Here is a 12,145-nt window from a genome sequence, read left to right as displayed (position 1 = left end):
GGCCTCCTCACGGCAGCTGCGCGACGAGCGCCGTCGAATTCGACACCGTGCCGAAGACGCCGCCCTGCATCTTGATCATCTTGATCGCCGCCAGATGGTTGCCGTGGTCGGTCGCCCCGCAGCAATCTTCCAGCATCATGCACTCATAGCCGCGGTCATTGGCCTCCCGCATGGTGGTGTGCACGCAGACATCGGTGGTGATGCCGGTCAGCACGATGTTCTCGATGCCGCGCTGGTTGAGGATCAGCTCCAGGTCGGTGGCGCAGAACGAGCCTTTGCCGGGCTTGTCGATGATCGGCTCGCCCTCGATCGGATAGAGGTCGGGGATGATGTCCCAGCCCGGCTCGCCGCGCACCAGGATGCGCCCGCACGGACCGGGATCGCCGATCCCGGCATTGATGCGCCGTGAGCGCCAGCGCTTGTTGGCTGGCAGATCGGCAAGATCGGGCCGGTGCCCCTCGCGTGTGTGGATGATGGTGTAGCCCTTGGCCCGCATCGCTGAGAGCACCGATTTGATCGGCTCGATCGGTGCCCGCACCAGCGACAAATCGTAGCCCATATGGTCGACATAGCCGCCCGGTCCGCAGAAATCGGTCTGCATGTCGATAATGATCAGCGCCGTGTTGTCGGGCCTGAGATCGCCATTGTAAGGCCACGGATAGGGCTCGGCGTCGATCGTGCGCTGGGTGATTTCGGCTCTGGCGTTCACGGGCAAAACTCCAGTCATTTGGTGATCGACAATTCGCCCGGCGCACCCGCAAGCGAGCGTGTCGGCGACGAAGTGGCAATCATGATGATGAGGGTAAGGATGTAGGGCGCGGCGTAGAACAGATAGTAGCCTTGCGTGACGCCGACCGATTGCAGCGCGGGGCCCAGCGCACCGGCGCCACCGAACAGAAGTGCCGCGGCAAAGCAGCCGAGCGGGTTCCAGCGCGCGAAGATGACCAGCGCCACCGCCATCAGACCCTGGCCCGACGAAATACGTTCGGTCCAGCTGCCGGGATAATAGAGCGACAGATATGCGCCGCCGATCCCCGCCAGCGCGCCGCCGACGCCGGTGGCAAGCAGCCGCACCGTGTCGGGGTTAAGGCCCATGGCGCGCGCAGCATCGGAACTGTCGCCGACGACGCGCACAATCAGCCCGGCGCGCGTATTGCGGAATGCCCACCACAGAATGACTGACAGCACCGCGCCGATCAGGAACAGCACGTTGACGTCGAGCGCCGCCTGCACCTGCGGAATATCGGACCAGCCGCCAAAGGGAATGGCCGGCAGATTGGGCGCCTTTGGCTTGATGAAGGGCTTGCCAAAGAAGAAGGCGAGGCCCGAACCGAACAGCATCAGTGCGATGCCTATGGCGATGTCGTTAACCCGGGGGAATTTGCAGATCCAGCCATGGAACAGCCCAAAGCAGAGGCCGGCGAAGGCTGCGGCGAGCAGGCCAAGCCACGGCGAACCGGTCATCACCGCCACCGCATAGGCGGTCATGGCGCCGAAGACGAGCGTGCCTTCAAGCCCCAGATTGATGCGGCCGGACCGCTCGGTGATCGCCTCGCCCAGCGAGACGAAGATGAAGGGCGTCGACACACGGATGGCGCCGCCCAGTATGGCCAGCGGCACGCCCCAGAGGCCGATCTCGGTCGCATCCATCAGGCAGTCCCCCGCACGAGATCGGGCCGCTTCCAAAGATCGGGATTGAAGGCCTTGAAGCGGCCGTAGAAGGTTTCGCTGAGCAGGATGATGATGAAGATCATGCCTTGCAGCACCAGCACGGTGGCGTCGGGCAGGTCCATGCGGCGCTGGATCAGTCCACCCGAGGCATCGATGCCGCCAAGCAGGATGGCGACCGGAATGATGGCCAGTGGATTATGGCGGGCAAGGAAGGCGACGAGGATGCCGGTGTAGCCATAGCCGGCCGCGAGCGAGGCGTTGGCGCTGCCCTGCACCGCCGCGACTTCCAGCATGCCGGCAAGCCCGGCAAAGCCGCCGGCTAGTGCGGTAAAGCCGACGATCAAGGGGCCGACAGCCAGTCCCTGCACTTGCGCTGCCCGCACATTGCCGCCGGCGATGCGCGCGGCAAACCCCCAGCGGGTCTTTTCAATGAGCACCCAGGATATGATGCAGGCGAGGATGCCGACGACCAGCCCCCAATGCACATCCATGCCCGGAATGTTGCCGATGCGGTAGATGTCCGCCAGCGGCTGGGTCGACGGCTTGTTGAGCGAGGCCGGATCACGCAGCGGCCCTTCCACCAGCTGGTTCATCAGCGCGATGGCGATATAGGCCAGCAGCAGGCTGGAGATGGTTTCATTGACAGCCCGGTAGTGGCGCAGCGCGCCGACGGCACCGATCCAGATGCCGCCGGCGGCCATGCCCGCCACGCCCATGGCAAGAATGACGATTGAGGAAGGCGCGCCGCTGAGCGCCACGCCGATGGCAGCGGCTCCGACTCCGCCAAGCACGATGGCGCCCTCGCCGCCGATGACGACGAGGCCGAGCCGCGCCGGCAGCGCCACGCAGAGCGCCGCCAGAAGCAGCGGTGCGGCCCGCGACAGCGAATTCTGCACCGAGAACCAGGAGCCGAAGCCGCCCCGCCACATGGTCTCGTAGAGCAGGATCGGCGACTTGCCGACGAGCGCAATGAACAGGCTGAACAGGGCCATGCCGACGATCAGCGCCGCGAGCGGGATGACAAAGGCCTCCGCCCGCCGCGCAATCCATTCCAGCGTCGGCGGATATCCCCTGGCGCCGAACAGTGCCGGCATGTCGGATCCTGCCACCGTGTCCACCATCGTGCCGTTCCCCTCGGATCAGGCGGTCGAGCCGACGACCCCGTCGACCAGATAGTCCATGCTTTCCAGCTCGATCGCAGTCTCGGGGAATGCCTGTCCCTCGGTGGCGACGACCACCCCCTTGTTGCTCTTGAGCGGCCCCTTGATGACGGCGAAGCCGCCCTTCATCATCTCGGCCAGCGTGGCATCGAATTGCTTGCGCGCCGGCTCGCCGACGGCGGGGCCGAGCGGGCTCATCTTGACGAAGCCGTCGGCCAGGCCGCCGCGGGTGAAGTTGGGCAGCGGCGTGCCGGCGACGAGGTCGTCGACGAACATCTTGTAGACCTTGGCCCAGTTCCATTCGGCGCCGGTGAGATATTTTTCAGGCGCAAGCGGGCTCTGGTTGGCGTGATAGCCACAGACGAACGCTCCACGCCCGGCGGCTGTCTCGACCACAACTTTCGGACTGTCGACATGGCAAGTGATGACGTCGGCGCCCTGGTCGACCAGCGCGTTGGTGGCTTCCGCCTCCTTGACCGCCAGTGACCATTCGCCGGTGAAGATCACCTGGCACGTGATGGTCGGATCGACCGAGCGTGCGCCAAGCAGGAAGGAGTTGATGTTGAGCAGCACCTGCGGGATCGGCTTGGCGGCGACGAAGCCGAGCTTCTTGCTCTTCGAGGTGTGGCCGGCGACGACACCGTTGAGATACTGGCCCATGCCGATATAGCCGAAATAGGAGCCGGCATTCATCGGATGCTTGTCCTTGTTCCACATGCCGCCGCAATGGCGGAACTGCACGTCGGGGAACTTCTTGCACATGGCCAGCATGTGGGGATCGAAATAACCGAACGAGGTCGGGAAGATCAGCGAGGCACCGTCGAGATTGATCATCGATTCCATCGTCTTCTGGACATCGACCGTCTCGGGCACATTCTCCTCCTCGACAACGGTGATGCCCTCGATGCCCTTCAGCGTCGCCGCACCCTCGGCATGCGCCTGGTTGTAGCCGTAGTCGTCCTTCGGCCCGACATAGATGAAGCCGACTGTGGCGGCCGCGGCAAACGCCCTCCTGATGGGAAAGGCTGCCGAAGCAAGGCCAAGTGCTGCTCCGGCGGCAGAGGTCTTGAGCAGTTGGCGGCGGCTAAGCATGAATCTGTCGGTCATCTCTTATGCTCCCCTACAGGACCCTTTTTCCAGGTCGGTTAACGCCTTCTCAGGAAAGTGCATGCAATCAATGTGCCAGTTCAAAAATCTTAATTTATGCAATAGAATCAGTTGTAGTGCCGAGCCTGTCTGCACAAGCGAAGGGCAATTGCATACACTTTCTGCCTTGAAAATAGCCAGTTTGACATGTAGATTAAAATAAAGGCATAGAGTGAGGCGACCCCGAGTCGGGACTGGCCCGCGAGCCAACCCTGCAAAAAGACTGGACGGAGGAGACGTGTCGGGAAAGCGCGGCTTGATCAGGTCAGGTACGACGGTCGATCAGATGGTGCGGGCGATCGGCGACCGCATCGTCACCGGCTTCCTGCGTCCCGGCGAAAAGCTCGACGAGGCATCGCTGGCCGCCCGCTTCGACGTCTCACGCACGCCGGTGCGCGAGGCGCTCGGCCATCTCAGCGCCATGGGTCTCGTCGAAAGGCGTCCCAACCGGGGCGCCATCGTCGCGGTTGTGACGCAGGAACATCTCGCCTCGATGTTCGAAAGCATGGCCGAACTGGAGGCGATCTGCGCCCGCTTTTCCGCCGAGCGCATGACCAGCATCGAGCGCCGCGCGCTCGAGATCGAGCATCAGGGCTCGGCGCGGCTGGTGCAGCTGGGCGCCGAGGAGGATTATGAATACTTCAACACCGAGTTCCATAGCCGGCTCTACCGGGGCGCCCACAACACGCATATTTACGAAATGACGGTGATGACGCGCGGCCGTCTGGCACCCTTCCGCCGGGCGCAATTCATGCTGCCGGGGCGGCTCGCCAAATCCTGGCAGGAGCACGATGCCATTGTCACCGCAATCATGCGTGGCGACGGCAATGCCGCTGGCAAGGCTGCCAAGGATCACGTCTCGATCGTCAGCGAAGCGAGCGCTGTGTTTGCCGTTGGCGAACAGACGAAGGACGCAAGTACGACAAAGCCGCGTGTCGCCACCTGAAAAAGCAAAGTTCCAAACGACCGGAGGCCAAAGTCTGCTTTGTCAGCCGGAGACCTTCGCACCGAGCGGAACGTCCGCTATGCTCTTCGCACCCCAGAATCTGCCTGTCCGTTATTGGCCATTGGTCCTGAGTAGCCGCCTTGCAACCACCATGTTGCGCCCACGGCAATTCGGTCGTGCGCCCTCCCCCGATGTCCAACTAAGAGATGGACAGGATCTCGAGTTCGCGCTGACCCAGATGGACAATATCTCCAACGGTTTTGCCAATCAGCGCGATGGCAACCGGTGAACCATGCGATATGGAAGCTCGAGACGGGTTGGCCTCATCCTCACCGACAATGCGGAAGGTCTGAGTGCGGCCATCATCGCGCTCGAAGGTAACGGTGTGACCGAAGGTGATCACTTCATTGGACGTCGGCACAGACATAAGCTGAGCCGTACGAACGCGTTCGGTATAATAGCGCATATCTCGAACCGGAACCGCCGACTGCCGCCGCCTTTCGTTGACATCCTCCAGCACGTTAGCGGCCTCGAGAGCCTGCTGGGCGCGAGCCAATTCATCCTGCAGCATCTTAAGCCCCGCCTCAGTGACGAGGTTGATCCGATCGGAGATAGGCCGAGCCGGCAATATGGTTTCCGCCGCTGCCTCGGCGCTTTCCTCCTTGGCAAATGCTACGCTCAATTGGTCAAAACTCCCTGTCGAACACCGTCATTAATCAGATAGCGTAGGGCTGCCAGTAAAGCTGCAACAATCTGGGCGCCAGGCTTCGGCAGGAACGTCCTGGGCAAGGCAGGCTGCTCCCTTGCATTCAATTGAGCAGCGGGCCGGCATCACCCGCCAGTAGGATTGCCACCTCTGTCTGGCTCCGCCTCGCGCCGTTGCCTGGGCGCTGATCTGCAACTGCGCAGGCGATCTAAAAAAGTTGAGATGCTGTGTCGGATCTGTGGGCGGTCAACCGTCTTAAAGCAGGCGCCACTCGCTGGACTGTATCTCAACAACCAAAGGAATGATCGATGAGCAAGAAGATTTTTGTGAGCCTGCCGGTGGCCGACGTGAAGGCATCCACGGCGTTCTATGAATCTCTCGGGTTCAAGAACAATCCCACGTTTGCCAGTGAGACGGCTGCCGGGATGGTGTGGAGTGAAGAAATCAACTTCATGCTGCTGAGCCGTGAAAAATGGCAGACTATGACCACGCGCCCCATCCCGCCATCAACGTCCAGCGAGGTAATGCTGGCGCTGTCGCTGGATAGCCGCGAGGCGGTCGATGCGATGGCCGCCGCAGCTGCTGCGAACGGTGGCATCGCCGACATCAATCCAGTCGAAGATCATGGGTTCATGTATACCCGCGACCTCGCCGATCCCGATGGTCATGCCGTGGGCGCGATGTGGATGGACGTTTCCGCAATGCCTTCTGGCGACATGGCCGACTGACATAGTTACTCTATCAGCCTCAAAGCAGTGGGCCCGCTTGTCGTGGAATGAACAACGATAGCGGACGTTGAACGTCCAATGTCCGATGTCGCGAGTTGACCCGTTCCGGTCGTCGCTCACGGGAAAGAACCTCCTCGCCCCATCAAAGACGAGCGCAGATTCCTTTTGACCTCATCCTTTCAAAACGGATGCACAACCTAACGACGCAGTCTATGTTGCCCCCGTCGGGCCTATGTCATTGAAGGGAGGGGCATGGCATGCAGGCAATGCCGATAGCGCATCAAGCCGCGCAACCCGAGGTCGGGCCTATATCCTCCTTGACCGGCTATCCGGCCGCGGTCCTGTGCTGGCTGCTTTCGGCTGGTGTCTACATCGCGGCAAAATGGGTGGCGCCCGAGATGCCGCCCTGGGGCCTCTGCTTCTGGCGGCTGACGCTTGCTTGCGCCATCCTGCTGCCGATTGTGCACCGTCATCACGACGCGATGATCGGCCTTTTGCGCACGCGCGCCGCGGAGGTCATCGCCGTGGGAGCGATCGGCCTCACGCTGTGCCAGGGTATGATCTACCATGGCCTCAACGACACCGACGCCACCACGGCCGGTATCATCATGGCGCTGTCGCCTGTCATGACGATGGTGCTCGCCCGTTTCGTGCTTGGCGAGCCGCTCGGGCTGTGGAAGTCGCTTGGCGCGCTGGTTGCGCTCGCCGGGATGATTTTCATCGTTGCCCACGGGAACCTGACGGCGCTGCTGCAACTCAAGTTCAACGCCGGTGAGCTGTGGATCGTCGGCAGCGCCTTCTGCTGGGGCCTGTACACCGTGCTTTTGCGCCGTGCCAAATTCGGCATCGAACTCCTGCCGATGGTCGTGCTGCTGCTCGGCGCCGGGGCGCTGGTCGCCTTGCCTTTCCATGTGTGGGAATTGTTCAACGATGAACGCTCCGCCATGAACGTCCACAGCATTCTCGCGCTCGCCTATCTGGCGGGTCCCGGTGGCGCCCTAATGTACTATCTCTACAACAAAAGCGTGGAAACGCTCGGCGCGAGCCGGGCGAGCATGCTGCTTTACCTTCAGACTGTGTTCGTCGCTGTGCTCGCCTATCTTCTGCTCGGCGAGGAGTTGCACGATTACGATCTGGTCGGTGCGGCCTTCATCGTCGCCGGCATCGTACTTGCCACCGTGATCAAACCAAGGCCAGCATAACCACCAAACCGACAACGCAACTTCGACAAGCGGTTGCTTGACCCGCGACCATGCTCCCGCCGCGTGCGATGTTGCGATGTTCGTCCGCAGTCGTCTCGCAGGCGCTGGACCCGCTGATCGCAAAGGCTATCGTGAGTTTTGCCTGGTCGCAGCATTTTCGCCCCACTATGTCAAACTTTATTGCTGGCAACGGTCCCTCTGCAGATAATCCCATTGCTTGGCGAGGTGGGGGAGCCGGCGGCCTGCGCGCTTCTTCCGTATAGGGAGAAGGCGCGGGTCCTCGGTTGAGTTTGGTCGAGACCCTAAAGACGTTTGTAACTTGAAGAACTGATTTCGGCGGTCCCATAAATTCGTGATTGTCCACATTGCGCGGGAGGCAGTGCGAAATGGATGATGTAACATTCAACGCCTGGGTTTGCCCCTGTGTTGAAGTGATCGAGGCCTGCGGCGAATGGTTCGTCCGCGTGGTCGAGGATGACCAGGAACTGACCCGATCATTCAATATGGAATCGTTCGCACTGGCCTATGCGGAAGGTCAGCGAATACGGTTGGGGCTCGCGGACTTCAAGCGATTGTAGACCACCAATAGCCTTGTATGAGGCAATGGAACGACTGGACGCCTCGCCCTGGCAGGCCTGTAGGCGCAACCCAGTTGGAGGGACGAAAACTAAAAAGGCCCCGGCGCTGGGTCGATGCGCTGGGGCCTTTGGCATGTACGAGCTACTTGGCATGTCCGTTTATGAGCCTGGCCTAATATGGTCAACAAACGGTGAATGATCGCTGACCCTTGCCAGCTGATCGACAGGTTGCTCCTGATCGCGCAGGGAACCTTTTATCGGCGAGCCGATTTGTCTGCATGTCCCGAGCCGTCGAACCACCCATATTGTCAAAGGATAGCCCAGACCGGGAGGCAAACTGCGAAGTCGCCTTGGAAGCCGCATTCGCAGCGCTGGTGACTGCGTCGGAAGCGCAAGGGTGGACGCCGCGGGAAACGGCTTCATCCCTGCTGAAAATCGCTACGGAGCATGCCCAGCAGTTCACGCTTGTGCCGGCTGAGCCGCCAGGATGGCAATCGCGAAGAGGTATATTGATTACGTGTGCCGCGCTCGTGTTTTTACTGTGTGCCGCCATCGTTTGGTGGGTGCTGAGGTGAGCCCGTCGATCGGCGACAAGGTCCGGGTCAAAGAGTTACTCCGAAGTCGAAGCAGTGGCCGACCAGGTGTTACTGAGACAACAGTAAAGCCGTCGGTCACTGCGGCTTATTGAGGGGTTGCCGCCCGCAAGAGCTCGAGCCCCTTAGGCAGCCATCGCGGAGTGCATGGTCTAATCGGCGAGCTTGACGTCTGCGTCCGCCATCTCGTCCTTGAAGTTCACCTTCGTTCCCTTCTGCACCATAGAGGCGAGGTCTTCGGCATCCCAGTTGGTCAGCCGGATACAGCCGTGTGAGAAAGTCGCGCCGATCTTGCCGGGTTCGGGCGTGCCGTGAATGCCGTAGCTTTCGATTGAAAGGTCGATCCAGACCGATCCGACTGGATTGTTTGGCCCCGCGGCAATGGTGAAGGGCCGCTTGGTCTTTACTCCCTTGAAGGCGAAGTGCGGATCGTAGTGATAGGTAGGATTTTGCGCTACGCGCTTGATCTCTGCCATGCCGCTTGGCGCCGGCTTCTCGTCGCTCCCGATCGATGCGGGGTAGACTGCGAGCCATCTGCCGGAAGGATCGAGCACGCGCACCTGTCGGGCGCCCTTGTCGACCTCGACGCTGGCAACGCCCGCAGGAGGATCGCCCCGGCCAACATCTGGCACCATCAAGGTCACGCCGGCCCTCCCGAAACCGGCGCGGGGATTGAGTCTTCTCAGCAATTGTTCGCTAACATGGAAGCGCTCCGCCAGCTTCTCTACCGCGTTGCGATAGCCCAGCCGCGGCAGACGGGCCATCCTCTCCATGCGGGCCGGAATCCGCTTGGTAAAGGGTCCGCGCACATCCTTACGCGTCACCTCATAAGCTACCAGAACCGGGCTGGCGGAGGTTGCCATCAGCTTGTCCCAGGTCTCCCGCGTGAGCGTGCCATCGGACTGGAATCCGTTCGCCGTCTGAAAGGCGCTGACTGCCTTGGCGAAGTTCTTTGAGAGGCGGCCGTCGATCAGGCCCGGCGAGAATCGGGCACGATCCAGAAGAATCTGGGCTTTCAATATAGTTGGATTGTCACCTTTCGGTTGGCCGACGCCGAATTGGGCCTGATTGACGGCGGTTTGGTCCAGCTTGGCCGCCTCCGCCCCGCCGCAAGCAAGGGCGAGCGCCGCGGCGAAAAGAAGGAGCCTAAACATCGAGTCAACTCCGGAGCTGCACAGAACCTCCCTTATGACGCGGAACGGCCTTTCTGGTTCCGTTCGCCGAAAGCTGATTCATCAGCAGATCTTATGGAAAGGCCCGCCACGTCGACGTGGCGGGCGTTTCGGTGCGATGGGCTTTCAAGGTCAGGTCAGGATAAGCACGATCTTCAGCGTATCCGGATCGACGATGACGATGCGACCGTCAGCCAAAACGAAATACTCGTAGGTTTCGTAGGCTGGCACGATCTTGACGATACGCGCCGGCAGACGATGCAGCCGAATCTTGTGCCGGGGAATCTCGATGCCGACCGAAATGTCGAAATCGACATTGGACACCGGCTCGATCCTGGTCTCCTTGATGACCTGGGTGATCTGGGTTTTCTGTTCGACCGTCACGTTGGTGATGGAAGCAGTCGAGCCCTGGTCAGTCTGTGTCGAGGTCTTGCCCTGAGCCTGCTCGTCGGTCTGGACGTTGGCTTTGCCCTGAGCCTGCTGGTCGGTTGTCGCACCAGCCTTGCCCTGGGCCTGCTCATCGGTCTTAAGCTTTGGCTTGCCTTGAGCCTGCTGGTCCGTCTGGACCTTGGCTTTGCCCTGGGCCTGCTGATCGGTGGTCACACCTGCCTTGCCCTGGGCCTGCTGATCGGTGGTCACACCTGCCTTGCCTTGGGCCTGCTCGCCGGTCTTGAGCTTGGGCTTGCCTTGAGCCTGCTGGTCCGTCTGGACCTTGGCCTTGCCCTGGGCCCGCTCGCCCATCTTCATCTTCGAGCCCTTTTGACAGTCGGCCGCGCCGGCCGCGCACTTGGCGTCGGCGCCCGACTGGGTTTCGGCTGGCTGTGTCTGAGCTAGTGCGGCTCCGCAGCCAACGCCGAGCGCCAGCATGCTGGTGATCAGAATATGTTTCATGGAAAGTCTCCTCGAAAGTGTCGGTCCCTTCGCTGGGTAAACCTCAACCGAAAAGCTTTGTTCCAACGCGAATTGGCAAAACCGACAGGCAGAAATTTGAAGGAACAAGCCACATCCGATGGCGTTTACGACCATGAGACCCGGCTGCGAATGGCATCAAACGCGCAGCGCAAGGGCTCGCTCACAGAGGAAAGGAGACGATCATGAGAATGCATCTTACAACCGCCGCGGCAGGACTTTTGCTACTCGCCGGTGTTGGCGCTGCAGCCGCTCAGGATGTGATCATCCAGCCTGAGCAGGAAACGGTAATCAAGGAGTATGTGCACAAGCAGCCGCTCGCTTCCGTCAAGCTTCCCGGCGTGGAACTCAATGTCGGCACGGCTCTGCCCGATACCGTTGAACTTCACGAAGTTCCCAACGTCAAATACCGCTACGTCGTGGTCGACAACCAGACCGTGGTGGTTGATCCTGGCACCCGCAAGATCGTGAAGATTATTCAGTGATCCAAGTTCATCCAAGCCCGCCGCTTTCCGGAGTGGCGGGCTTGCCGGTGCCAAGTCGGCCGATTGAGGTAACCTTTTCGCGGAACGGCTTGCCAAGCAACGGGACATCGGACGGTCGATCGGCAATCGCGTCCGCATCAGCGTAGCCGGTTGTGATTACGGCTGGCCAATCCGAGCGGAGATTGCGCGCAAAGCGGATGACATCCACCAGAGGCGCGGTGCATCCAGGCATGGCTGGTGGCTACCGCCATCTACGTCTGCCTTCCCGCATCGAGTTGCACCCCAAGTCGCTCCTTCCGTCTCCACCGCACCACGGCGCGATAACTGGTACGATCGACAGGGACGTGAAGCACGAAACGGTCGGGAATTGCGATGTCGGCCTTCACCCGTAACTCCGCACCGTGAGCGTGCTGGTTACAAACCAGGCAATTGATAGTGGCGTCGCCGGAGTCGATTGTCGCTTCCTTCAGAACAAGGTCACGGATATGCGACCGTCGCTCTATTGGTGGGTCAGTCGGCATTGCCTTGTTCCTCTGAGTTGACGAACCGAAACCCTTCATTCCGGCACGCGGGATGGAAGCGCACTACCGGCCCAGCGGTTGCCTCGAAAGAGTGACGAGCTCGGCTTCGTCGAACACGCCGGCCATATAGTTCGCGATAATCCGGGATGCGAGAGCGTCGCGTGCTTCTGGCGATTGACCTTCGAGCTTGAGCTGCTGGAATACACGCCCCAACAGGTCGAGTTCGGATGGCCGCAGAATGCCAGCCTCCGTGGCCTTGCTTCGAATGCCCACTTGTTATCCTCCACCGCGGTCAACGAACATACGACCGCGGCCAGGAAACTCAACT

The 12,145-nt window shown here is 61.0% G+C and carries 14 protein-coding genes; 5 read left to right on the top strand and 9 right to left on the bottom strand.

The genetic code is table 11. The features are described 5' to 3' along the window. Nucleotides 1-7 precede the first annotated feature (7 nt). Genes biuH through H0241_RS10325 form a run of 4 tightly spaced genes read right to left on the bottom strand, consistent with a single transcriptional unit; the run spans nt 8 to nt 3,938 of the window. Nucleotides 8-727, bottom strand: coding sequence for a biuret amidohydrolase (gene biuH / locus H0241_RS10340; RefSeq protein ID WP_181057323.1), 720 nt, complete (start codon nt 725-727; stop codon nt 8-10). Further along, nucleotides 724-1,650: an ABC transporter permease gene (locus H0241_RS10335; protein WP_181057322.1), complete on the bottom strand. Its 927-nt coding sequence runs from the start codon at nt 1,648-1,650 to the stop codon at nt 724-726. The genes biuH and H0241_RS10335 overlap by 4 nt, the downstream gene beginning before the upstream one ends. Beyond that, nucleotides 1,650-2,792 carry an ABC transporter permease gene (locus tag H0241_RS10330; RefSeq protein WP_181057321.1) on the bottom strand — a complete coding sequence of 381 codons (1,143 nt, stop codon included), beginning with the start codon at nt 2,790-2,792 and terminating at the stop codon, nt 1,650-1,652. The genes H0241_RS10335 and H0241_RS10330 overlap by 1 nt, the downstream gene beginning before the upstream one ends. Nucleotides 2,793-2,810: 18 nt before the next feature. Further along, complete coding sequence (locus H0241_RS10325; RefSeq protein WP_181057320.1) at nt 2,811-3,938, bottom strand: BMP family ABC transporter substrate-binding protein; 1,128 nt, start codon at nt 3,936-3,938, stop codon at nt 2,811-2,813. Between the two features lie 295 nt (nt 3,939-4,233). Here H0241_RS10325 and H0241_RS10320 point away from each other — a divergent pair, with 295 nt between their 5' ends. Beyond that, on the top strand, nt 4,234-4,923 hold the full coding sequence (locus H0241_RS10320; protein WP_181057319.1) for a GntR family transcriptional regulator: 690 nt from the start codon (nt 4,234-4,236) through the stop codon (nt 4,921-4,923). Nucleotides 4,924-5,122: 199 nt separating this feature from the next. Here the strand turns inward: H0241_RS10320 and greA are convergent, their stop codons facing one another. After that, nucleotides 5,123-5,605 (bottom strand): transcription elongation factor GreA, encoded by a 483-nt coding sequence (greA, locus tag H0241_RS10315; protein WP_181057318.1) that lies wholly within the window; start codon nt 5,603-5,605, stop codon nt 5,123-5,125. Between the two features lie 332 nt (nt 5,606-5,937). Between greA and H0241_RS10310 the strand changes: the two genes are divergently transcribed. The 3 genes from H0241_RS10310 (at nt 5,938) to H0241_RS10300 (ending at nt 8,137) form a co-directional block, all read left to right on the top strand. After that, entirely contained in the window at nt 5,938-6,357 is a 420-nt protein-coding gene (locus tag H0241_RS10310; RefSeq protein WP_181057317.1) for a VOC family protein, read from the top strand. 257 nt (nt 6,358-6,614) lie between these two features. Beyond that, nucleotides 6,615-7,559 (top strand): DMT family transporter, encoded by a 945-nt coding sequence (locus tag H0241_RS10305; protein WP_181057316.1) that lies wholly within the window; start codon nt 6,615-6,617, stop codon nt 7,557-7,559. A 386-nt stretch (nt 7,560-7,945) separates the two neighbouring features. Continuing rightward, complete coding sequence (locus H0241_RS10300; RefSeq protein ID WP_181057315.1) at nt 7,946-8,137, top strand: hypothetical protein; 192 nt, start codon at nt 7,946-7,948, stop codon at nt 8,135-8,137. Nucleotides 8,138-8,882: 745 nt separating this feature from the next. Here H0241_RS10300 and H0241_RS10295 read toward each other — a convergent pair. Continuing rightward, on the bottom strand, nt 8,883-9,884 hold the full coding sequence (locus tag H0241_RS10295) for a L,D-transpeptidase family protein (RefSeq protein WP_181057314.1): 1,002 nt from the start codon (nt 9,882-9,884) through the stop codon (nt 8,883-8,885). A gap of 150 nt (nt 9,885-10,034) precedes the next feature. Then, complete coding sequence (locus H0241_RS10290) at nt 10,035-10,793, bottom strand: DUF1236 domain-containing protein (protein ID WP_181057662.1); 759 nt, start codon at nt 10,791-10,793, stop codon at nt 10,035-10,037. A 203-nt stretch (nt 10,794-10,996) separates the two neighbouring features. Here H0241_RS10290 and H0241_RS10285 point away from each other — a divergent pair, with 203 nt between their 5' ends. Continuing rightward, complete coding sequence (locus tag H0241_RS10285) at nt 10,997-11,296, top strand: DUF1236 domain-containing protein (RefSeq protein ID WP_181057313.1); 300 nt, start codon at nt 10,997-10,999, stop codon at nt 11,294-11,296. A gap of 251 nt (nt 11,297-11,547) precedes the next feature. Here H0241_RS10285 and H0241_RS35615 read toward each other — a convergent pair whose 3' ends face one another. Further along, nucleotides 11,548-11,817 carry a PilZ domain-containing protein gene (locus tag H0241_RS35615; RefSeq protein WP_235984222.1) on the bottom strand — a complete coding sequence of 90 codons (270 nt, stop codon included), beginning with the start codon at nt 11,815-11,817 and terminating at the stop codon, nt 11,548-11,550. A 63-nt stretch (nt 11,818-11,880) separates the two neighbouring features. Next, nucleotides 11,881-12,090, bottom strand: a complete 210-nt coding sequence (locus H0241_RS10280; RefSeq protein ID WP_181057312.1) for a hypothetical protein — start codon at nt 12,088-12,090, stop codon at nt 11,881-11,883. Nucleotides 12,091-12,145 lie beyond the last annotated feature (55 nt).

It is taken from the genome of Mesorhizobium neociceri (assembly GCF_013520985.1).
Classification (GTDB): Bacteria; Pseudomonadota; Alphaproteobacteria; order Rhizobiales; family Rhizobiaceae; genus Mesorhizobium; species Mesorhizobium neociceri.
Note: the sequence above shows the minus strand (reverse complement) of the source record. Positions and strands in the feature narration are given on the sequence as shown.